The organism is Cognaticolwellia mytili (genome assembly GCF_002104475.1).
Taxonomy (GTDB): Bacteria; Pseudomonadota; Gammaproteobacteria; order Enterobacterales; family Alteromonadaceae; genus Cognaticolwellia; species Cognaticolwellia mytili.
The window spans coordinates 1064413-1087598 of the sequence record NZ_NBOF01000001.1 but is presented as its reverse complement, the minus strand read 5'-3'; the positions used below and the strand labels follow the sequence as shown (position 1 = coordinate 1087598).

Here is a 23186-nt window from a genome sequence, read left to right as displayed (position 1 = left end):
TATTATTCAATATATAATTTAAAGCTTTATTTCAATGCCAGCGTACATTTCGCGGCCATGTAGCGCACCGTAAATATAAGCAACATCGTAACCACCGTTAGCATCATAAAACAGTGGCGTATCACCATTGTCTATTTGTGTTTCTTCAAACACATTAGAAACGCCAGCATAAATTTTTGTGTGCCCAGTTAATTGATATTGCACTTTAATGTCTGATGTCGTGAAGGCGTCGCCTACTAATGCTTTGGCGGTGCTTGTGTCGTTCAATTTATTAAAACCTTCATAACCATATTCAGCTAAATCTTTCTCACCAAACCAAACCGTTGACCAGAAAACTTTGAGGTTATCTTTTTCATATTGCAGTTCAATACTGGCGCGTTCTTCAACAGGGGCAATAGCATAAGATGATTTAAAATTATTATCGTAATTGAATTTCTCAATACCAATGTTTACGGTAAAATTTTCTGTAACGTTGTAACCTGCAGTAACATCAAAAGTTGTTACGGCTGCGCTGTCTTCAAGCTGTGTTAACAATGGTACACCGTTAGCATCTTCTTCAAGGCTAGCCAAATTATCTACAGAAGAATGTGCAATAGATGCTGTTACCGCCAAGGTTTCATTGTCATAATTTAGTGAATAACTGGCTGAAAGTGATTCTTCTAGAGAGTCGATATCGATTTGATAACCTAGTTCGGCATCTAAAATTCCGTGATCAGTTTCAAAAAATGATAAAGGTGCGCGATAGCCTCGACCCGTTGAAAAGCGAGATGTTAGTTCTTCATTGTGGAAATAACGAATATCTAAACGTGGCGCAATAAAGGTTTCATCAATTTCAGTGCCTACTTTTTCAGGGTCAGTAAAGTCAGCTGTTATTTGGTCAATACGAACGGCAATTGCTACTTCAAACTCTTCCAACGGTGTCCACGTGTCTTGAAAGAAAAGACCGATGGTATCGTAATCAAAGGCATCACTTTGATATGCCGCAACGGCTTCTAATGCATCTGTTGATGAGCGCATTTCCTCTCGGCGGCTATCAATACCGAACGTTATAAAATGTTCATCCGATAATTCCATATCAAACTTTGCACGGGCATACCACATGGTATCGTCTGCCTGATAATCAATACCTTCATAAAAAGAGTCTTGTTTATGCTTAGCATAACTAACTGCAAACTCAGCAACAGTATAGTCACTGATTTCAGTTAAGTATTTGATATAGGCTTCATCACGTGAGGTATCTATCCATTCCGTTGTTTCCCATGGCTTACCGATATAATCATTGCGCACATCATCATCAACGAATAATTGCTCTGATTCCACTTGGTCATAGCCAGCAAGTGCAGCACCAATAGATTTAACACCTTTGCCTAGAATAGGACCACCAAAAATTTCAGATTGCACTTTAGATATACGTAATTGAACGTTACTTGTGTCTGAAAGATCTTGAGTAATAAATGATGTTAACGAAAGGTTTTCAATAAACGGTGCTTCGCTGACTCCATTTTCATCATGATCCTCTTGATCTTGCTTGTCATATTGGCCAATTAAGGTAATACCCGTTTTACCATCATCCGAAATGTTTGTTGCCATGCCTTTCATGGCCGTAAAGTCATGTGAGCCTTTAGCAAAGTCAAACGTGGCAGTATTTTCATAAGCTTCTTTGGTGATTATATTGACCGTACCACCAATGGCTTCAGGTGCTATTAACGACGCGCCAGCACCTCGTGCAACTTCAATCCGATCAACACCCGTTGTTGCAATAGCATCAACGGCATAAAAACCAGAAATAAGGGTATGCGTCGGTAAGCCATCAACAAGTATTGTGGTATGCTCACCTTTCATGCCATTTAGCATAATACGTTTAACACCACACATTGAACATTCATTTGAGACATTAACGCCCGGCTCATTATTAATAGCAGCTGTTAAGCTTAGGGCATTTTTATTTTCTATCGTTAATGCATCTAGTATTTCAGTTTGTTGAATAACATCCTTTAGGCGGCCGGCTTGATCAAGTTTCTGTCTAAAGCTACGAATTTCGATAACTTCTACATCACTACTTTTTGTTGCACCTTCTTCTGCATAAGTGGTTAAAGGCGTGATTAAAGGTAAACTTGTCGCAATTGCAAGGTATAAAGGAGATAGTTTTTTCATTTGTTACTCAATCTTCAATGTTCAAAAGGAATGACTATTAATATGAGTGTTAATGTAAATTATTATCGTTTGTATTTTGTTGATGCAAGTCAACCTTTGCGTGCACTGTGCTAATTTTTTAGATATTTAAAAGGCGATTAGCAATTTGGCTGTTTATTGATTTAATCTCAGCGTTGCTTCTATCTCATTGACCTTATAAAAATGCGCATTGGTCTTGTTGTACAACACTTTCATTGAAAATTAGCTCATTGCTTAGTATAAATAGGCGTTAGTATTGTGATTAAGCACATTATTAATAAATTTGTACTTTATTAAAGATTAATTAACAATTTTTCAAGCGTTTAGATAAATATAACGATGAGGTCAACGAAGCTTATTGTTATTAACCCATATAACTAACAGAAGTTATCCACTACAAGTAAAAATAAATTATGAAATTACAATTAATTGCCGCTGCTATTAGCCTTTCTTTAGTTGCTTGTGCATCTACAGAACAAAAAAAAGCTGCGTTGGAAAATAACGCTTCAGCGCCGAGTGAAGTTACTGCAGCACCTGCCGTAGGTGTTACCAGTTCAACAACGATTACTTTAGAAAAAATCATGTCAAATCCTGATTGGATGGGACGTTCACCTGAGTCATGGTACTGGGGTGATGACAGCCAAACCGTTTTCTACAAGCAAAAGCGTGCAGGTAATCCGCTACGAGATTTAATGCAAAAGAATGTAAGCACCCAAGGTAATGGTAATTTAGTTAAATTAGCGCAAATGCATGTTGTTGCAGACAGCAATGCGGTTTTAAATAGTGACGGTACACATGAAGCCTATGCATTTGAAGGCAATATTTTTGTTAAAACGTTAGCAACACAAAAAGTTCAGCAATTAACTTACACATCAGCGGTTGAATCATCGGTAATGTTTTTAACCAATGGTAATGTGGCTTACCGTGTCGGTAATATATTTTACGCGCATGATATGACTAGCCAAAAAATTATTGAGTTAGCTAACTTAGAAATGACTGATGGCAGAAAACCAAACGTGGCACCAGTGAGTTATATTGCTAAAGAGCAAAATGAGCTTATTGAATATGTTGCATTGCAGCAGCGTAATAAAGACCTACGCGCTGAGCAAAAACGTCAATTGCGAGTAAAAAATAGCACAGTAACACAAACTAATTTTTACTTAGGTAAAGGCAATCGTGTAGTACATGCAAGCCTTTCCCCAGCTGGCGATAAAATGGTAGTTAGTGTGGCTCCGGCAAAGTCTTCTCGCGAAGACAGCGATATTATGCCGAATTATATTGCCAATGATGGTCATGTAAAAGCAGAAAAAGTACGTGCTCGTGTGGCGAATAACCGTCAATATTCTGAACAGCTATATGTACTAGATTTGGCACAAGGCACCAAAGAGCTGCTAAATTACGATACTTTACCTGGCTTTGACGAAGACGTTTTAGCCAGTGTACGTAAAGAAAACTATGCCCGTGAAGGTAAGAAATATAAATCAGAAAAATCAGCACGTAATATTCATGTAATGCAGGCATGGAACCCAATTAAGTGGCAAGAGAACGGCTCACAAGTTGCTATTATGTTAGAAGCTTGGGACAACAAAGATCGTTGGATCAGTACCGTTGATTTTGAAAAGAAAGCTTTAGTACCTCAACACCGCTTACATGATGATGCATGGATTAACTATACCTTCAATGAGTTGGGCTGGTTAGATAATACAGATAGCTTGTATTACCTTTCAGAAGAAAGTGGTTATGCGCATTTATACGTTAAGCCGTTAAATGGTAAAGCAAAAGCCTTAACATCAGGAAGCTTTGAAGTTAACGACTTAACAGTTTCTGCTGATGAGCAAAGCATTTACTTTAAAGCCAATAAGAAACATCCTGGTATTTACGAAATATACAAAGTTGATGTTAATTCAGCGAAAATAACAGTATTAACTGACTTAGGTGGTATGAATGATTATTCATTGAGCCCAGATGAGTCGAAGTTATTGCTTGAGCACTCTGAAATTACTATGCCCCCAGAGCTTTATGTGAAAGATATTGCAAACAATGCCGAAGCAATTCGTTTAACTCATACCGTTTCTGAAGAGTTTCTTGCTATGCCTTGGGCGGCGCCGAATGTTGTTGCCATTGAATCCTCACATCAAGAACAACCAGTTTATTCAAAAGTTTATCTACCAAAAGGTTACGACCAAAATACCGCTAAAAATAAAGCGGTTATGTTTAGCCATGGTGCCGGTTATTTACAAAACTCACACTTAGGTTGGTCAGGTTACTTCCGTGAATATATGTTTCATAGCATGTTAGTTCAACAAGGCTATGTGGTGATTGATATGGATTACCGTGCATCGAAAGGCTATGGTCGTGACTGGCGTACCGCAATTTATCGTCATATGGGTAAGCCTGAAGTACAAGATATGCGTGATGGTGTTAACTGGTTAGTTGAAAATGCTAATGTTGATGCTAAACGTGTGGGTACTTACGGTGGCTCGTATGGTGGTTTCTTAACGTTAATGTCGATGTTTACTGATCCTGACTTATTTCAATCTGGCTCAGCATTGCGTTTAGTGTCTGATTGGGCATATTACAATCATGGCTATACGTCGAATATTTTAAATATGCCGGGTGATGACGCAATTGCTTATGAGCGTAGTTCACCAATTTATTTTGCTGAAGGTTTAGAAAAACCACTACTGATTAACGCGCCTATGGTTGATGACAACGTGTTCTTCCAAGATACCGTACGACTAGTTCAGCGTTTAATTGAATTGGAAAAACAAGATTTTGAAACCGCTATCTATCCAGTCGAGCCACATGGTTTTGTACAACCAAGTTCATGGTTAAATGAGTATCGTAGAATTTATAAGTTATTTGAAAATACCTTGTAAAGCTGCTAGAAAGTGCTCGACAACATTTGAATGATTAAGGCCTCTTCGGAGGCCTTTTATATAACGGCAACAATATATTTTAAAGCATTGATGTCTTGATAAAAGTGGTTATTATTTCGTAGGCATAAGCTTAAATTTCCACTTGTTCCATATCGTTTCGTAGGTGTTATCTAGATAAATACTTTCTAACTTATCGGCTAAATGCGTAATTGTAGTATCATCGGTTTGAGGGCTACAGGCGAAGAAAAAATTTAACGGCAAAGCGTCAATTTTAAATACACGTTGTAGCTTGTTGATATTCGCACCGACTAGCTGAGCCCTATAATTAATCGTTGTATCATCCGCAACGATTAAATCAATTTCTGGGCGAGTAATTAATAGGTTGATCAACGACTCGGTATTATTTAAAACATATAGATGTTTATCTTCTTCAAAGCCTAGCTCCATTAAGCCTGTATGGCCTATATCATTGCGATTTACCGCGAGAGTATATTTTTTTACATCCTCCAGACTATTAACTTTAATATTTTTATCCTTAAGTGCCCACACCACTGTATTGTTAACTTTTGAAATAGGACCAACCCATTTAAATAGCTTCTCACGTGAAGGCAGACGAGCTACTGAAAAGATGCAGTGATTAGGTTTTCTCTGTGCTAGTTTATATGCACGAGCCCATGGATAGCTTTTTAGCGAATAGGTAAAATGGCTACGAGCCATTATTTCTTCAATAATATCAACGGCAAATCCTGATATTGATTTGTCTTCAGCGACAATTTGATAAGGCGGTAAGTGCTCGGTAACTATTTGAATGACTGGATCTTTAATAGAATCAGCAATACTAAAAGGGGAAGTAGAGGACAATAAAGCTAACGCTAGTGTGATATATAATATTTTTTTAATTCTGCTACTACGTACACCTTTTTTGATGGTTACGTAAGGTAAAGTAAATTTTTTTTTGCAAAGCACTTAAATACCCTTATTTAAAACAATGCTACTAGACAGCAAGAATATATCAGTTGAAAATAGATTGGTTTATTTTTAATCAAGTTTATTCATCATATACAAGTTTTATCTTTTTTGTCAGGCAAATGATATTTAATGGCGGTTGAAAGAATAACTATTATTTCAGGTCATCTATTTATACATGGTTAGTATTACTAATAAATATATCAATAACACCATTTAACGAGGTATACATGGACAACATGCTCGGCTTCTTAGAAACTCTCTCGGCATTTTTTATTTTCCTTTTAGCGTTAGGTATTTTCGCTATTATCTATATGTATATTGTTGATCGAATGCAGAACAAGCACGCCATCCGACGAAACTATCCGGTCATTGGTCGTTTTAGGTATCTATTTGAAAAGCAGGGCGAATTTTTTCGACAGTATTTTTTTGCTATGGATAGAGAAGAGTTACCGTTTAATCGTGCCGAGCGTAGTTGGGTTTACCGTGCGGCAAAAAATGTTGATCGAACCATCGCTTTTGGCTCAACACGAAACTTAGAGCCCACCGGTACTATCATGTTCATGAATTGTGCGTTTCCAACCTTAGAAGAAGATGCTGTACCGCCGAGCACGATTACTTTTGGTCAGGGCTGTAAAACTCCGTACAGTACCGATTCACTATTTAATATTTCAGCGATGAGTTTTGGTGCTTTATCAGCGCCGGCGGTAAAAGCACTATCCAACGGTGCTGCAAAAGCGGGCTGTTGGATGAATACCGGCGAGGGAGGCGTAAGTGAGCATCACCTAGCCAGCGGCGCTGATATTATTTACCAAATTGGTACAGCAAAGTATGGCGTTAGCGATGGCAATGGAAACTTGTGTGATGAGAAATTAGCTAAAATGGCTGCAAAGCCACAAATAAAAATGTTTGAAATTAAGATGAGTCAAGGCGCTAAGCCTGGCAAAGGGGGGATTCTACCAGGTAAAAAAGTCACTGCGGAAATTGCTGAAATTCGCGGTATTGAACAAGGGCAAGACTCGATAAGTCCGAATGCTCACCGAGAAATTAAATCAGTAAAAGATATTTTGACCATGGTGAATCATATACGTGATGTTACAGGGAAACCCGTAGGGTTTAAAGCTGTTATTGGTGAGTCATTATGGCTTAGAGAGCTCCTTGAAGAAATTAATCTCCAAGGAGCAGAATTTGCACCTGACTTTATTACCATTGATAGTGCTGACGGCGGCACGGGCGCTGCGCCGCAACCTTTAATGGATTACGTGGGGTTACCGTTAAAAGAAAGCTTGCCATTAGTGGTTAATTTACTGGTGGAGTATGGTTTGCGTAAACGTATTCGAGTGATCTGTGCAGGTAAGCTAATCACGCCATCAAAAGTTGCTTGGGCGTTGGCGGTTGGTGCCGATGCAATTAACTCAGCAAGAGGCTTTATGTTTTCACTAGGCTGTATTCAAGCGCTGCAATGTAATAAAGATACATGTCCGACAGGTATTACTACGCATAATCTTAAATTACAGCGAGGCTTAGATCCTAAAGACAAAGCCGAACGCGTGGCTAATTATCATAAATATATCCAATACGGTGTTGGTTTGTTAGCGCACTCTTGTGGTGTAACACACGCAAGAAAGCTCGAGCGTCGTCACGTACGAATTATTCAAGATAATGGCTTATCGGTTGCGTTAGATAAGCTATACCCTTACAAGTAAGCAGGCGAATAAGATAATTAACGAGTTTTTTTCTTATCTATCATGTAACAAATAATATATGCCAGTAAACCACCGATAGCGCCGAATAGGTGAGCATCGGTGGCAACACTTGATTCGATAAATGATTCAACATCAGCACTCGCTCCATAAAATTGCTCATGCGCTATTTTTAAAATGACACCAATGAGCAATAAATATCCCGTCTTCTCCTTGTGCTTTATATCCATTAAAGCGCCCCAAACAAAAAAGCCATGCAATATACCTGATAAACCAACGTACAAACTAATATCTAACGAGTACCAATGAATGCCAAAGCCACAAACAATGGCACTGGTCAAAAAAATTATCAGATAGTTTTGATGCTGGTAGTACTGGCCATGTAGTGTCCAAAGCAAAATGACAGCAGCACCGTTAAGCAAAAAATGGTTACCATTGGTATGTAAAAAGTGCCCCGAAAGTAAACGATAATATTCGCCTTGTGTCACTAAGTCGCGATTATAAATAAGCAGATCAGCTATTTGTTCATCAAATACAAAAGCAATTAATGCAAAAATAAGCACAATTAACGGACACAGAATATGAATAGTTTGTACAGGTAAAGATTTAAATTGCAGCATGCTAAGTGTATTTTTCAAGTGAGGCATATAACGATGTATAGCACTGTAGCAGTTGCCCTTGGTATTAGAAACTGTAGCTTTATAAAATACGATAGAGTGGTTGATAATCGTACTATTCATTAAGGTGGTGTACAAGTTCGGTTGTCTTTAGTGATAATAATGATAGATAGTGCTGTGTAATGTAATAAATTACTTAAACTCGTTATGAAAGTTACGTAAACTTGCGGTAGTTATTATTTTTTATTAGTTACCAATGTCTAGAATCCTTTGCCAGCAATGTCACCGACCAGAAAAAGCATGTATTTGCGCTTTTGCGATTAAAACTGATAATCATATACATGTGGTTGTTTTACAGCATCCAACTGAAGTGAAACAGAGTAAGGGTACAGTGGCTTTACTACAGCAATCATTAGTGAATTGCGAAGTTATTGTCGGAGAATCATTTGATGATACTGATAATCTGTCTGCGTTGCTAAGCCATTATGGCGATCAGATCGCTTTGTTATATCCAAGTGAAAATGCAATAGAGCTTGAGTTTAGTTCGAAGCAAAGACCTGATACTCATACAGGTGAACTATCGATAGAGACTAATAACATTAAATGTATAGTTATACTCGATGGAACTTGGAAAAAGTCCTACCGTATGTTTATGCTAAACCCTAGTTTACATGACATTAAACATCTTGTTTTACCCTCGGGCATCGAAAGCCTTTATCATATTCGAAAAACTAAAAAAGATGGTGCCTTATCGTCGTTAGAAGCATGTTGTCATGCCTTGGCCCTACTTGAAAATAATCGAGGAAAATATCAACTGTTACTAAATAACTTTGTGAAGTTTAATCAGTTTCAGCAATCATTTAATCAACGAAATAATAATTTTATCAATACATTGTGAGAATAATATTTTATTTTACTATATATTAGTAAATTCTAATGTAGTAATGAGCTATAAAGCCAATAATTGGCAATTAAGGAATATCATGTCAAATTCAGCCGCAAAAGGGCTATTATCAGTATTGCTTATCTCGACAAGCTTGATGGTATTTGCTGAACCAGGTAAGAAGCGCGAAGACCGCGAACCCGAAGCTGCAACAGGAGTAATCGAAAAACAAACTGTTTACGCCAATCATGCAATGGTGGCTGCAGCAAATCCTTATGCTAGTGAAGCGGGTTTTAATATCCTTAAGCAAGGTGGTAGTGCAGTTGACGCGGCAATCGCAGTACAATTAGTTTTAACCTTAGTCGAGCCGCAATCTTCAGGTATTGGTGGTGGCGCTTTTATGTTGCACTGGGATAATAAGTCTGAACAACTGACCACCTTTGACGGCAGAGAAACGGCACCAGCCTCAGCAACTACCGATATGTTTTTAGAAAAAAATGGTCGAACGATGCCATGGATAAAAGCGGTCGTTGGCGGACATTCAGTCGGTGTACCAGGAGTTTTAGCAAGTCTTAAAAAGGCTCACGATAAATACGGTAAATTGCCTTGGCAAACATTATTTAAAGATGCGATAGCGTTGGCTGAAGGTGGCTTTATTGTTTCACCTCGATTAGAAAAACTAGTGACTCTTGAATTTAACCCTGGCATTACTAAGTTGGCGAATATAAAAAATTATTTCTTCCCAAATGGTAAGCCAATAAAGGCAGGGCAACGTTTAAAGAACGCTAAACTAGCAAAGGTTTATCGTAGCTTGGCAAAAGAGGGGATTAGTGCATTTTATCAAGGGTGGATAGCAAAAAAGATAGTTAATGCGGTACAAAATTCAGCGATTGCCCCTGGCCGTTTAACAATGGCCGATATGAAAAATTATCAAGCAAGAGAGTTACCTGCAGTTTGTGGCCCTTATCGAGAATATAATGTTTGTGGTATGGCACCACCAAGCTCTGGTGGTGTTGCCGTTATTCAAATATTAGGTCAATTAGAAAAATTTGATATTGCTCGCTTATCAATGGCGGATGCAGAATTTTCGCATTTGTTCACGCAAAGTTCGCGTTTAGCTTTTGCTGATCGTAATCGTTATATTGCCGATAGTAGTTTTGTTACAGTTCCGACCCAAGGGCTGGTTGCAAAGCCTTACATGGCAGAACGTGCGATGCTAATTAATACTAACAAAGACATGGGGGCTGCTCAGGCAGGAAGTCCAGAAGGAGCACTTGCTCAGGCTGATGATAATGCTTTCGAATTACCGTCAACGAGTCATATTTCAATTGTTGACCAAGAAGGTAACGCTATTTCGATGACAACGAGTGTTGAAATGGGCTTTGGTTCAGCAGTAATGGTTGAAGGCTTTATTCTCAATAACCAGTTGACAGACTTTTCGTTATCGCCCAAAAGAAATGGTCACTGGGTGGCTAATCGCTTAGAGCCTGGAAAAAGGCCACGTAGTTCAATGGCACCAATGATGGTTTTTAATCAAGATAAGTCACTTAAACTGGTTCTTGGTTCGCCGGGTGGAAGCCGTATTATTAATTATGTAGCGCAAACGATGATTGCAATGCTTGATTGGCAGTTAGACCCGCAATCAGCAATAAACCTACCAAAATTAACTAATCGAAACAAAGTTACTACTTTAGAAAAAGGTACGAACTTAGTAAAGATTAAACCAGCGCTTGAAGCTAAAGGTCACAAAGTTCTTATTCGTGACTTAAATAGCGGTATTCAAGCTATTGAAGTAACCAAAGAAGGTTTACGTGGCGGCGCAGATCAGCGTCGAGAGGGGATAGCATTAGGCTTTTAATTAGGTCTATATATTAAAAAAGGCGCCGTTATGGCGCCTTTTCTTTATTTAAAAATAAATTTTAAAATGGATCTTTTAAAATTTTATCGACTACCCAATTACCACTGACTTGAATCATCGATAAGCGCTTTACGTCTTTTATACGGTCGTTATTGTAATGTCCATCGAAGTAAACGGTTATTACTGCACTATCTTTAAACTGTTCTCTTACTTTTACACCGCTATCGTCAGGCGTTATTTCAACCTTGTCGTATGACATGTTAAACAAATGTCGAGCAACGGCTTTAGGTGATTTGTAATGTAAAATGATACGAGATAATTGCGGGCTACAAACCGAGGCAGATTTTTTAATATTTTTTTCATTATATAAAGCATTAAAAAATTCAATGGCAACAACTTCTGGGTTGTCAACATCACTAATAACATCTTTGTCAGACTCACCACAGCCTAAAAGTAGTAATGTGAAAGCTAGAAAGATAATTTTTAAATAATTCATAAGGTAATGGGTATCTATATGGAGTTATTCATATACTACCGTAATTATTGCGAGAAAATCTAGGGGCTTATTAATCTTTCAAGAGGAAATGAGTATAAGAAGGGCATGTTTAAATATTAGATGAGTTGCTATCTGTGAAAGTTGCTAGCTATATAAAGATAATAAAGACTCACTTGGTGAAAAGTGAGCCTTGAGTTTTTTAGTGTCGAGCAATGATTATTGCACAAGCTCTTCATCAGTAAATGAATCAGAAAATAACGCGCTTGAAAGGTAACGTTCAGCTGAACTAGGTAAAATAACAACAATGTTTTTACCTGCGTTTTCTGGTCGCTCGGCAATACGTTTAGCGGCAACTACTGCTGCACCTGATGAAATACCAGCAAGAATACCTTCTTCCTTCATTAAACGATGTGTCATCGCCATAGCATCATCATTTGACACTTGCTCAACAGCATCAACAATTGAAAGGTCCAAGTTGCCTGGAATAAAGCCGGCACCAATACCTTGAATTTTATGAGGGCCAGGTTTTAATACCTCACCTGCCATTGCTTGAGTGATCACAGGTGAGTCTGTTGGTTCAACTGCAACCGATGTTATTTTATGCTCAGCAACGCTTTTTAAATAACGGCTGGTACCGGTAATTGTTCCACCAGTACCCACACCAGCGATAAAGAAATCAACCTTGCCTTTAGTGTCTTGCCAAATCTCTGGGCCAGTGGTTTTTTCATGGATTTCTGGGTTAGCAGGATTATCAAACTGCCCTAGAAGTACAACGTTTTCAGGATCAGCATCTTTAATTTCTTGTGCTTTAGCAATTGCTCCACCCATACCTTTAGCACCGTCTGTTAGTACTAATTTTGCGCCTAAAGCAATTAATAGTTTTCTACGCTCTAAGCTCATAGTACTTGGCATAGTTAAGGTAATGTCATAGCCACGTGCCGCAGCAACAAATGCCAGTGCAATACCTGTGTTACCACTGGTTGGCTCTATAATAGACTTCCCTGCAGTAAGTAAACCTTTCCTTTCAGCATCCCAAATCATATTAGCGCCGATACGACATTTCACACTAAAGCTAGGATTGCGAGCTTCTATTTTTGCGTAGATATTCGTACCATTATCGCCATTAATAATACGATTTAATTTTACCAGTGGAGTATTGCCAATCGCAGTAGAGTTATCTTCAAATATTGTCGACATTATTTGTTCCCGTTTCATCAGTACTAATAGTGCTTTAATACTGAATTATTAATTATTGTATGAGCGAATTAACAGATGCTACTTCAATGTAGTTAATTCTTTGTAATAAGGTTAACGCTTTATGGCAGAAAAAGAAGTGATATTTAGATATCTTATATGCCAAAAAGGAATAGATATCCAACTTTTTAGTGGTTGTTGAACTTTGTTAATATTTTCAGCTGTAAGTGGGCTTTAGTATAAATAATGCATAATGAAGAAAGTTTGCTTGTTCCAACCAAGTGAAACTTTGTTACAGCTAGCGTTAAAAAATTTTAAGCAAAAACTAGAAGTCTATCGCTAGAGCAAATTGAGAAATGCGTAATCTGTTTACTTTTAAAGTTAATTAAACCTTTTTAGATAGTCATTAGCTGCTACTTTTGTATCGAGTACTTAGTGCGAATATTCGAGTACTGATAGTACCGATATATTTTTCGATAATTCTATTTTGACGGTTATTACCGATAAATTTCTTTAGCTGAATGTTGAACTCATTGCGCAAAATTTCGTCATTAAAACCAACGTAGGCATTAACTTCTGGTATTAAGTCATGGCGTTTTATCATTGAAGAATAGTTATCAATTAATGGGAATAAACCGTTACCTGCTAGCTCACTTTGTTCTTGGTACATCTTCAAAAAATAATAGAAAATATAATAGTCTAATACTACTGCATCATATCGGGCCATTAATAACATTTCAGGAAATTTTGACATGTCATGCAATTCGGTATAATTAGCTTGTTTTGTTGCTTGATGAAATGCTTCACCGAAATACCCTGTAGCACCTTGAAAACTTACAATGCGCAAACCTTGTAAGTCAGTAAAACTGTTAATGGCTAACCGACTCTTCTTTAGTGAAAAAATCATTGGACGATATTGAATAAAGGCATTAGAAATAAAAATGTTATCACTATCCTTTTGAAAAAAGGTGGGGAGAAAAGCATCCGCTTCTTTTTTTTTCACTTGCTCCATAGCACGCTTTAACGGAGAGAATTCGACAGTTATGTTATGGCCCATATCCGTTAGAATGGTTTTTACAATGTCGATATCAATGCCAGTACCATTCGCAGCTATCATATGAGGAGGGGCATTTGAGCTAAAAATAACAAGTTCACGACTATTGGCATGACTAAATGTTAATAATATCAGTATGAAGGGTGATATTAATTTTAACGCTAAAACATATATCTTAAGCATAATAATTTCTCCCTTAAAGCAACAGCCAATAAGTGTGACACCCTTGCTTGGTAAAACAGCTAAAGCAATTAACCTTACGGTATAAAGACTTTAGCACTTTACGGTTAGGTTTATATTATTACCTCATCGTGCTGAAGTATCACGTTTTTCAAATTTTAATATGAACTAGCTAAGGTAGCCAAGCATAGCTAATTTTACTATAAATTGTTCGTTGATTACGCTCTAAACTTTTCAAATTATCATCTTGATAACTATTGTCAGAATAGCCAAGATAAAAGACCGTCTGAGGGTTTAACTTATAAGCATAGATAAGTTGTGTTGAAAGTCTGTTATCTTTTGCGGAATACGCTGCTGCATTATTATCTAAGTTAAAATCAATATCAGTGTAAACAACATTAAATTTAAGATAGCTGTTAACATTAAACTGGTATGAAACCCTAAGTTCAGTCAAATTTTCGGTGTATACATTAGCACTCTCTGCTTTTAATTCACTGTAGGTATGTGAAAAATCAAACTCCAAGTGTTTATTTATATTGTAGCTAACGTTGCCGTAAAGTACGGTAATATCGCCCAATCTGTCGTTATCATAATCAATTTTATCGCCTAAAGTCAGTTCTAATTCCGTAGAAAGCTGTGGTGTTGGCTGAATTGTACCGTACACGACAACTTGATTTTCCTGAAAACGCTTAGTATTGCCGTCAATACTATTATTAATAGTTAAACTAGCGTCTAATTCATGTCGACGTAAGCCTATTTTATCGGCTGCTACGACCATTACATCAACAAATGACAGCATTGGCCCGTCAATATTAAAGCTACTAGAAACTGAGCGCTCTAATAACTCACCATTCTCGTTATGGAGAATTTGCCATTGACCTGCGAATTTCATTTCCTGCCAGATACTTTCAGGCTCACCGTAGAACAAGCGATTAACTAAGACTTTACTTTTTTGATAATCAGCGCGTGGCATAAAGCCTAAGTCGGCACGAAATTTATCCCCAATCTCTTGATGCTCGGCATCAACTTCCCAGTATTCAGAATTATGTGCATATTCAATTTTAAATGCTTGATCGGTAAACTTTTCTTCATTGCCGCTTAAGGTCATGCTTGCGGAGTCTTGAGTATCAGCAAAAAGTATTTGGGCCTGAAATGAATTAGAGTCATTTAAACGATATTTAGAGTCAATACCTGAAACATAGTTATGATAATTATCAGTTTGACGTAGAGTGCTGACCACGCCAAATGAGAGATCTTCGTTAACATCGTAACGGTACTTTATTGCGCCAGACTCGCTTTCCTCTGCTAAAGAAATTAATCGGGAGCCTGTATTACCGGGCAGTATAATGTTGGTTTGCGTATCATTGGTTATGAACGCACCGTAGTTATGATTACCTTGGGTGCCGGTAAGTTTTGCACCGTATTCAGGATCAGCGATATTACGGGTATAAACTAAGTCGAAGTTGCTGGAAAAATATTCTGAGTTTTCAACAAAAAATTGACGTTTCTCGTCATAAAACAATGAAAAGGTCTTATTGACGCTTAATTGCCCTGCGTCTGATTCGACATTAGAAAAGTCAGGGTTAATCGTAACATTCAATAGCGTGTTGGCATTGATACCCCAACGAAGATCAAGACCCGCGTCAATATCATTCTCACTATGCCAGTCGTCATTACCAGCAAAAATATCACGCTTTTCATTTCTATTGGCGACTAGAGTCGGTGTTAACATTAAATTTTTACTGGCTTTAGCATTTTTAAAGCCCGTAACTTCTGGTATTTGACATAACCAACAGGCATCGTCTCGATCAAGTTCTATATGTGATATGCGTAAGCGTGCATCTCGAGGATAAAGTCGAATTAATTCCATCGCCCAAGTTTTTATTTCATTGGTGTCGTCAAAATTTAGGATATGGTAAGGAATCGCCATTTCTACTTGGAAACCAGTCCCTGTTACTTTACCAACAGACTCCCAAATACCATCCCATGCTGAGTCAGAGTTTCCGGTCATTTCATTGGTAATTCTGTCGTGTTGAACACCGTATGGGTTGACAAAAAAGTCGTAATTTAATCGACGATTATTGTACGTGTCGAGCTTAAAACCGACTAAATCATCGCCCCAACGAGTATCTCTGTCTCCTAGAGAGCCTATAATGTCTTCGTGGTTAGGGTCTTGCGCGATAAAGGCAACATAGAGAAATTCACCGTTTTCAACCACTTTTGCCATAGTTTTAACAGGGCTAGGTTTGTTATTCCACGGGTTATTAACAATATCAAGAGGCACGTTGAGCGCTTGTTGCCACATAGCTTCATTTAATTCGCCATCAACATTAATACTTTGTTTTACGTGAGGAATATCAAGCTGTGCAAGTTTAACTCTATTTTCTTCCGCCATACTTGGCTGCATTGTAAGTATGAGGGCGGTAGCTAAAACAGATAAGCTACAATTATTTAACGTCAATTTACCACTCCGAAATTATTATTTTGTTATCGCTTAAGCTAACTTATTATCAGTTAACGATAATTCCATTTTTTGCAGTGTTACAAATTTGTAATTAATTGGCAATATATAGTTATCTTTGCTTATAAAAAAGTCATCGCATAGGATGACTTTTTTAATATGGGGAGCTATTGCTAGTGACTTGCGTTGCTATTTTATCCAGGCATAGCTAAATTTCATGAACAAACTTCTTTGCTCTTGCTCTAAGTCATTAAATTCTTCTTCGCTGTAATGAGAGTCGGAATAACCTAAATAAAATACAGTTTGTGGATTTATTTTATAAGCGTACAACAATTCAGTTGATAGTGTTTTACTGTGACGGTTGATATCTTCAGGGGCACTGTATAAGTAATTGTTTGGATTTCTACTGGTGTTATTGAAAATCAGGCTTAATCGTAAAAAGCTCTGAACATTAAATTGATAAGTTGTTCGTAAATCGGTTAGGCGAGCAATAAAAACATTAGCACCATCAGCATTAAGTTGGCTGAAGGTTTGTTTTAATTTAACTTCTAAATGCTTATTAATATTATAATTAATAGTATTTCGTAGCCGGCTAATTTTACCTAGACGGTTATTACGATAATCAATTTGATCACCCCAAGTTAAATTGGCATTGATATAGAAGCCTAATATTGGTTTGGTTTCGGCGAACAATACATACTGATTCTCTGTAAAAAGTGAGGTGTTACCAGCAATAGCAATATCACTTTTATCAAGTCGGCTTCCGACACTTTCACGGTTAGTGTAAGCTAAGCGAAAGTATGAGCTATAACTGGCGTTGAGTTGAGCATTGATATCAAATTCCTTTTCGATCAGGTCATTGTCATCATTATGGGTAATGTCCCAATCGGAATATATTTTAAAGTTTGTCCACCAACTTCCTGGCTCTGCGTACCATTTACGCTCGCCACCAACAACGAATTTATTGTGGTCAACCCGCGACATAAAACCTAAATCACCACGAAAGCCCGCATTTTGCCTATTGTAACTAACACGGTATTCCCATTCACTATCACTGTGGTAATAACCGGCTTTGAAGGCGTTGCCAGTGAATTTGTCTTCTTTTAAGGTACGTAAAACATTTTCATTATAAATGCAGTCACCAAATTGACAATCACCGTTCTGCTTTGGTGTTGCACAATCACTTGCGTCTTGGTCGTCATTAACATTACAAAACTGCTGAAATAAATCATCCGGATATTCTGTTTGAGAAAACAAGGATTGAAATTTAAATACATCAGTTGTACTTAAACGAAATCTCGCGTCAATGCCATTAACGCTGTTGCTATAATCTTCGCTTGTTCGCAGGGTGCTTATCCAGCCCAGCGTTATATCGTCGTTATAGCTATAACGATATCTAAATGCCGCAGCTTTAGATTCTGCCTCAATAGTGGCTACTGAAGATGAACGATTACCAGGGATTAAAATGTTGGTATCTTGATCGTCGGTGACAAATAAACCAAAGGCATGCTTGTTTTCTCGGCCAGTTAATTTAGCGCCATAATTAGGGGCATTTATATTACGAGTATAAATAAGGTTGTAATCACTATCGAAGTAGTCTTGGTTATCGAGGAAGAAAGGGCGCTTTTCTCGATTAAATAGTGCAAAGGTATTGTTGACATTAAGCTGTGCGTTATCTGCTTCAACAGTGGAGAAATCAGGGTTAATGGTCGCATTTAGCAGCCAATCAGGGGTGATCCCCCAACGCACATCTAAACTGGCTTCAGTATTATTATCTCGTTGCCATTGATTATTATCGTCACGATCTTCTTGAGCGCCTAAAACAACAGATGGTGTAACCGTAATATTACTGCCTTGCTTAGCACCTTCAAAGCCTGTTGCTGTTGCTATTTGGCAAATTTCACAATCGTTACCACGGTCAAGGTGAATATTAGATAAACGTAGTTGTTCGTTACGTGGGTAATACCTTAATAATTCTAGCCCCCAAGTCTGTTTGTTTTCACTTTCCTGAAAGTTAAGCATTCTTAGTGGCAAGGCCATTTCAACAACATAGCCGTCAGGAACTATTTTGCCTGCACTTTCCCAAATACCATCCCAGGCATCGCTTTCATTTCCAGTTACTTCGCTTTCAATACCGTCAATTTGTACACCTAAAGGGTTAACAAGAAAACGATAAGCACTGCGTTGGTCATTATAACTGTCAATTTTGATACCAACTAAATCTTCACCCCAAGATTTATCTCGGTCTTTTAAAAATGCACGAATTTCTTTAATGTCAGGATCTTTTGCGATAAATGCTAAGTAGAAATAACCTTCGCTTTCCATTAATAATGCTTCGGTATGCACAGGGCTTGGAATATTGTCGTATGGGCGAGTAACGTTATTAATCAGTACTTTTTTCGCAGACTTCCATTGGGGCTCAGTTAAATTAGCATCAATAACCATGCTGCCTGAAATTTTTGGAATATTGATTATTTCATTGTGGGTATCATTATGAGTGTCGTTGTGGCTGGCGGAAAATGCTACTTGGGGCATGAATAACATAGCAAAAGTCAAAAGCATTGGCTTTTTTTGGAAAAACATTGAAGCTCCATCTAAACGGGTTACAAAAAATTACAACTATGTGCTGATGCTGAATAAAGTTAGTCTAGGTGTCAAAGTAAATTCGATAACTTGCTGTATTCACACGTTCAAATACTAAACATGCTATTACGTGTATATACTATCTATTGTTAATTTATCAATACGACTCAATATTTCTCATTTGTTGAGCATTCGACCAATATTCAGTAATAATCGCTCGAATCTTAAAAACTTCTAGCGCATAATAACTTCATCTTTGTTTATTATCATAAGTCTTTATACGAAACATGCCATTTTCCTTGCTTGATGTTGCTGCCATAAGTTGTTTTATTATTTGTTGGGTTGGTTATACCTGGTTTGCACGTAAAAAAGCCAAAACAACTAACTGTGTCGCACGTTGTTTGCATCAACATCGAATTCACTGGATGTATGAAGTTATTGGTCGTGACATTCGTGTTAGTGAGGCCGCTTTACTCGCAAACCTAGAGCGAAATATTGCATTTTTCGCTTCTTCGACATTATTAATATTAGCGGGTGTTTTAACTTTGTTTTCTCAAGTTGAGCGTTTAGAGTCAGTTATTGAATCGATTCCTTATGCTGAATTCCCTAACCATGTCATGATCCAATTAAAGTTAAGCTTATTGGCGTTGATATTTGTTATGGCATTTTTTCAGTTTACTTGGTCGATGCGTCAATATGGCTTTGTTAATGTGATGATTGGGGCTTGCCCGTATGACTCCAGTGGCAGTAATAAAAATTTGCAACAATATGCTGAGCAAATGGCGGTGGTACAAGATCAAGCGGCTCATTCATACAATTATGGTCTTCGTTCTTATTATTTCTCAATAGCGGCTTTATGTTGGTTTTTTCATCCGATGATTTTTATTATTGCTAGCCTATTTGTAGTTTATACCTTATACAATCGAGAGTTTCATTCGAAAGCGGTGAAAGCTATCACACTAGGGCAGCAGTACTTAGAGCATGAAAGAGCATTAAGGCACCCACCAAAGAATGACTCAATATAAAACAATAACGCAATTGAAAAGTTAACCCCTCATGACCGCTAAGCATTATGCTAATTTTTTGCCTAAACATTTTGACAATTTTGATTGTTTGAAACTGGCGCCTGGTATTTATTTAATTTTATTATTTGTATTGCGTGCTTATATTACCTGGATTATGTCGGTGACTAATATGCGTGACCATGTGGGGATTATTCAATGGGTTTTTCCGCAAACATCACTATTTTATTTAAGCTTATTTTCAGGTGTTGTCGGTTTATTTGTCGTCCTAGTACTAAGCTTACGCCGACCGAACGCTGCAAGTTGGGTGCGAAGTAGTTGGCAACGATGCCATTTGCTATTAATTATTGCACTATTATTTGACTTGTTGATCACCGTACTGGGATTTTTTATTTGGCAACTACAGTCCATATCTTGGTTGTTGGTGCATAGCTCCTTGGTCATTAGTGCTATTACTTATATATTATTGAGTAAACGTTTTGCTATTAATTTAGCAGAATTTCCAGAGCAACTCCCTGAAAAATAATAGTCATAGTAGTTAGGTGCAATTGATGTTTTGCGGTTAAATTTTGTGCTAGATAAAAGCGTTTTAATTGAGACTAGTAGTGTGTAGGCTAGTCATTCTAAATAAAGATTATTCAACAAAAAGTAAAGCGGCTTTTAGCCGAATTCTTTGGACAGTGTTTATTGAGTATTTTTACAGCGTTATCACCTTTTTATGTGTAATAACAACATGGTAAAGACTCTGCACTGTATAAATACCTAACGAATGGCCACAAAAACAATCTTAAAAGGTCAACAGGCCCTAAAAAATTAAAAACGATTTAAAGAAAGGTAAAGCACTTGATTGATGAAAATAGCCAAGACGAACGATTAATTATTCTTGATACGGAAACCACTGGTATTAATCCTCGCGAAGGACATCGTATTGTTGAAATTGGTTGTGTGGAGATGGTCAACCGTCAATTAACAGGTCGTAACTATCATGTATATGTCAAGCCAATGGCCTATGGCATGCAAATGGTGATGGAACAAGAAGTTATCAATATTCATGGCTTAACGGATGACTTTTTGCAAGATAAACCAGTATTTGAACAAGTAGGGCAAGAGTTTGTAGATTTTATTAAAGGTGCTCGCCTTGTTATTCATAATGCTAAGTTTGATGTTGGTTTTATGGATCATGAGTTTGCCATGGTACCGGGCTTACCAAAAACGACAGATATTTGTAGTGTAACCGATACTTTAAAAGTGTCGAAAGACGAATTTGGCTCACCTAAAACGTTAGATTATTTAGCGCGTTTTTATAAAGTTGATAAGCTTATAGATCGTACTTATCACGGGGCACTAATTGATGCCCAGTTGTTAGCGTTTGTCTATATTGAAATGACGCGTAAGCAAGAAACACTGAATTTACACTCAGGTGATGGCAAAAATGCAGATGCCAACGCTATTCGCAGGGTAAATATAAACCGCTCAAAACTAAAGGTTTTACATGCCACGGCCGATGAACTAGAAGAACATGAAAAGCGTTTAGCTATTGTTAGTGAAAAAGGGGCTACGCCGTTATGGCAGAAATAGGCACAGAAAAAGAAATAATGGCAGAAGTGGTGATGGTTGACACAAAGATAACAGCATCAAGCATACCGGCGCTTAATGCGATAAAAAAAAGCGCCTTTAAAATGATAAGCTCACTTAATCAAGCTTCAGCTAGCAACGTTATCGCAGGTTTTATTTTAGCTGTTGCTGCCACTTTGAGTGTAAACGCACAACAGCTAAAAGGTGAAATTGACTATTATGAAGGTGATAATGTTACAAACCAGATCCCTTATTTCGACAATCGCTTTCGCATTGATGCTGAATTAGAAGAAGTTACTTTTTTATTTTATCGTCGCAGTGGTACGCCACCAGTTATTTTAGTACGCCCAGACGGCTCAAAGTTAAAAATAAACACTGCACCAAAAGATAAGGTGCAATGGTTTGATGATCGAACCTTTGACATGATCAAAATAAAATCACCTATGATTGGACCTTGGCAGGTGATTGGTCAAGTTGAACATAATAGTAAAATCATGGTGGTTTCAGAGATAAAGTTAGAAGTGACCCCAATACCTAATATCATATTACAAGGTGAAACGCTTAAAATGGAAGGGCGTTTATTTAATGGTGAATTGGCGATTGATAACCCTGCATTTAATGATGTACTGGTGCTTGATGTAGATTTTTTTAGTACCAACAACGCTAATTTTGATAATTTTGGTGCCGAGCCGATTAAATTAGCCTCATTTCGTGATGACGGTAGAGATTTAGATGAACACGCTAATGACAGCCTTTTTACTGGCGAATTTGAATTAGACTTTGCTCCGGGTGAGTGGGAGCCTATTTATATTATTAAAATGCCAATGGCAACGAGAGAGTTAAGACAAACACCAATAATTGTACAAAAAAACCCTATTACTATTTCAGTAGAAACCACACAAAATAAAAAAGGTTTCCACGTAGTAACTTTTGCCATTGATGAAAGCTACGTTTTAGCTGATAGTGTTTTAATTCAAGGTAAAATTACCTTTCCTGACAGACAAGTGGAACCTTTTTCGGTGATGGAAGGAAAAGGGAAGTCAAGAATTCATAATATTGCTTTTACTGAGCCTGGCATACATCGCGTTAAAATTAGTGTGTTTGGTGAAACAACGAGTGGTAGGGAATTCCGAGCCAAGGTATCTGAGTTTAGCTTTAATGTTGAGGGTATTGATGGCCCACTTGTGCCATCACTTAATGGTACAGAGCTGAGTACTGAACAGAAGAATGCTCGAGCAATAGCTGACGCTGAGAAACTAGCAGAAAAATTGAAACAAGAATTAGCACAAGCAAAAGCAGTACAAGAAGCTGAAATTGCCGCTAAACAGCAAGAAACAATGATATATATTGTTGCTGGGAATATGTTAGTTGTATTGCTTGCCGGTATTTTATTTTTAGTAATGCGTCGTAAAAAGACGAAGAAATAATATTTTAACGTATTTTTATCGGCGTTTTTGCGGTTAAAAACGTCGGATTGCTTATCAATTAGGCATATAGACAAATGAATAGAAAAAACTGGTTGACGGCACCGAATCTTAACCGT

The 23186-nt window shown here is 37.5% G+C and carries 16 protein-coding genes; 8 read left to right on the top strand and 8 right to left on the bottom strand.

Annotation, left to right across the window (positions count from 1 at the left end):
* Positions 1-18 precede the first annotated feature (18 nt).
* A complete protein-coding gene (locus B7C41_RS04845; protein ID WP_085297622.1) occupies positions 19-2154 on the bottom strand; it encodes a TonB-dependent receptor plug domain-containing protein in 2136 nt (711 codons plus the stop codon).
* A 431-nt stretch (positions 2155-2585) separates the two neighbouring features.
* Here B7C41_RS04845 and B7C41_RS04840 point away from each other — a divergent pair, with 431 nt between their 5' ends.
* Positions 2586-5051: a S9 family peptidase gene (locus tag B7C41_RS04840; RefSeq protein ID WP_085297621.1), complete on the top strand. Its 2466-nt coding sequence runs from the start codon at positions 2586-2588 to the stop codon at positions 5049-5051.
* 111 nt (positions 5052-5162) lie between these two features.
* On the opposite strand, the gene B7C41_RS04835 is transcribed toward B7C41_RS04840, so the two are convergent.
* Positions 5163-6017, bottom strand: coding sequence for a substrate-binding periplasmic protein (locus B7C41_RS04835; RefSeq protein WP_085297620.1), 855 nt, complete (start codon positions 6015-6017; stop codon positions 5163-5165).
* Positions 6018-6247: 230 nt separating this feature from the next.
* Here B7C41_RS04835 and B7C41_RS04830 point away from each other — a divergent pair, with 230 nt between their 5' ends.
* Positions 6248-7723, top strand: coding sequence for an FMN-binding glutamate synthase family protein (locus B7C41_RS04830; protein WP_085297619.1), 1476 nt, complete (start codon positions 6248-6250; stop codon positions 7721-7723).
* A gap of 17 nt (positions 7724-7740) precedes the next feature.
* On the opposite strand, the gene rrtA is transcribed toward B7C41_RS04830, so the two are convergent.
* Positions 7741-8340 (bottom strand): rhombosortase, encoded by a 600-nt coding sequence (rrtA, locus tag B7C41_RS04825; protein WP_085297715.1) that lies wholly within the window; start codon positions 8338-8340, stop codon positions 7741-7743.
* 253 nt (positions 8341-8593) lie between these two features.
* On the opposite strand from rrtA, the gene B7C41_RS04820 reads away from it, so the two are divergent.
* The gene (locus tag B7C41_RS04820; RefSeq protein ID WP_085297618.1) at positions 8594-9235 is read left to right on the top strand and encodes a tRNA-uridine aminocarboxypropyltransferase; all 642 of its coding nucleotides are present in this window, start codon (positions 8594-8596) and stop codon (positions 9233-9235) included.
* Positions 9236-9320: 85 nt separating this feature from the next.
* Positions 9321-11078 carry a gamma-glutamyltransferase gene (gene ggt, locus B7C41_RS04815; RefSeq protein ID WP_085297617.1) on the top strand — a complete coding sequence of 586 codons (1758 nt, stop codon included), beginning with the start codon at positions 9321-9323 and terminating at the stop codon, positions 11076-11078.
* Between the two features lie 61 nt (positions 11079-11139).
* Here ggt and B7C41_RS04810 read toward each other — a convergent pair whose 3' ends face one another.
* From B7C41_RS04810 to B7C41_RS04790, 5 genes are all read right to left on the bottom strand, one after another.
* On the bottom strand, positions 11140-11574 hold the full coding sequence (locus tag B7C41_RS04810) for a hypothetical protein (RefSeq protein WP_085297616.1): 435 nt from the start codon (positions 11572-11574) through the stop codon (positions 11140-11142).
* A gap of 216 nt (positions 11575-11790) precedes the next feature.
* The gene (gene cysK, locus B7C41_RS04805; RefSeq protein ID WP_085297615.1) at positions 11791-12771 is read right to left on the bottom strand and encodes a cysteine synthase A; all 981 of its coding nucleotides are present in this window, start codon (positions 12769-12771) and stop codon (positions 11791-11793) included.
* A 403-nt stretch (positions 12772-13174) separates the two neighbouring features.
* Positions 13175-14005, bottom strand: a complete 831-nt coding sequence (locus B7C41_RS04800) for a substrate-binding periplasmic protein (RefSeq protein WP_085297614.1) — start codon at positions 14003-14005, stop codon at positions 13175-13177.
* A gap of 169 nt (positions 14006-14174) precedes the next feature.
* Positions 14175-16397, bottom strand: coding sequence for a carbohydrate binding family 9 domain-containing protein (locus B7C41_RS04795; RefSeq protein ID WP_158089081.1), 2223 nt, complete (start codon positions 16395-16397; stop codon positions 14175-14177).
* A gap of 255 nt (positions 16398-16652) precedes the next feature.
* The gene (locus B7C41_RS04790; RefSeq protein ID WP_085297612.1) at positions 16653-19046 is read right to left on the bottom strand and encodes a carbohydrate binding family 9 domain-containing protein; all 2394 of its coding nucleotides are present in this window, start codon (positions 19044-19046) and stop codon (positions 16653-16655) included.
* 287 nt (positions 19047-19333) lie between these two features.
* Between B7C41_RS04790 and B7C41_RS04785 the strand changes: the two genes are divergently transcribed.
* The 4 genes from B7C41_RS04785 (at position 19334) to B7C41_RS04765 (ending at position 23070) form a co-directional block, all read left to right on the top strand.
* Positions 19334-20071 (top strand): DUF599 domain-containing protein, encoded by a 738-nt coding sequence (locus tag B7C41_RS04785; RefSeq protein ID WP_085297611.1) that lies wholly within the window; start codon positions 19334-19336, stop codon positions 20069-20071.
* Positions 20072-20102: 31 nt separating this feature from the next.
* Positions 20103-20594 (top strand): DUF2919 family protein, encoded by a 492-nt coding sequence (locus B7C41_RS04780; protein WP_085297610.1) that lies wholly within the window; start codon positions 20103-20105, stop codon positions 20592-20594.
* Positions 20595-20911: 317 nt separating this feature from the next.
* Positions 20912-21646 carry a DNA polymerase III subunit epsilon gene (gene dnaQ / locus B7C41_RS04770; protein ID WP_235839597.1) on the top strand — a complete coding sequence of 245 codons (735 nt, stop codon included), beginning with the start codon at positions 20912-20914 and terminating at the stop codon, positions 21644-21646.
* Entirely contained in the window at positions 21634-23070 is a 1437-nt protein-coding gene (locus B7C41_RS04765; protein ID WP_235839596.1) for a TIGR03503 family protein, read from the top strand. The genes dnaQ and B7C41_RS04765 overlap by 13 nt, the downstream gene beginning before the upstream one ends.
* Positions 23071-23186: the final 116 nt, after the last annotated feature.

What these genes read in the sequence shown, in the direction of transcription:
- B7C41_RS04765 (WP_235839596.1), top strand. Translation starts at nt 21,634, where the DNA reads ATGGCAGAAATAGGCACAGAAAAAGAAATAATGGCAGAAGTGGTGATG.
- rrtA (WP_085297715.1), bottom strand. Translation starts at nt 8,340, where the DNA reads ATGCTGCAATTTAAATCTTTACCTGTACAAACTATTCATATTCTGTGT.
- B7C41_RS04795 (WP_158089081.1), bottom strand. Translation starts at nt 16,397, where the DNA reads ATGGCGGAAGAAAATAGAGTTAAACTTGCACAGCTTGATATTCCTCAC.
- B7C41_RS04830 (WP_085297619.1), top strand. Translation starts at nt 6,248, where the DNA reads ATGGACAACATGCTCGGCTTCTTAGAAACTCTCTCGGCATTTTTTATT.
- B7C41_RS04840 (WP_085297621.1), top strand. Translation starts at nt 2,586, where the DNA reads ATGAAATTACAATTAATTGCCGCTGCTATTAGCCTTTCTTTAGTTGCT.
- B7C41_RS04820 (WP_085297618.1), top strand. Translation starts at nt 8,594, where the DNA reads ATGTCTAGAATCCTTTGCCAGCAATGTCACCGACCAGAAAAAGCATGT.
- B7C41_RS04780 (WP_085297610.1), top strand. Translation starts at nt 20,103, where the DNA reads ATGACCGCTAAGCATTATGCTAATTTTTTGCCTAAACATTTTGACAAT.
- B7C41_RS04810 (WP_085297616.1), bottom strand. Translation starts at nt 11,574, where the DNA reads ATGAATTATTTAAAAATTATCTTTCTAGCTTTCACATTACTACTTTTA.
- B7C41_RS04845 (WP_085297622.1), bottom strand. Translation starts at nt 2,154, where the DNA reads ATGAAAAAACTATCTCCTTTATACCTTGCAATTGCGACAAGTTTACCT.
- cysK (WP_085297615.1), bottom strand. Translation starts at nt 12,771, where the DNA reads ATGTCGACAATATTTGAAGATAACTCTACTGCGATTGGCAATACTCCA.
- ggt (WP_085297617.1), top strand. Translation starts at nt 9,321, where the DNA reads ATGTCAAATTCAGCCGCAAAAGGGCTATTATCAGTATTGCTTATCTCG.
- B7C41_RS04790 (WP_085297612.1), bottom strand. Translation starts at nt 19,046, where the DNA reads ATGTTTTTCCAAAAAAAGCCAATGCTTTTGACTTTTGCTATGTTATTC.
- B7C41_RS04785 (WP_085297611.1), top strand. Translation starts at nt 19,334, where the DNA reads ATGCCATTTTCCTTGCTTGATGTTGCTGCCATAAGTTGTTTTATTATT.
- B7C41_RS04800 (WP_085297614.1), bottom strand. Translation starts at nt 14,005, where the DNA reads ATGCTTAAGATATATGTTTTAGCGTTAAAATTAATATCACCCTTCATA.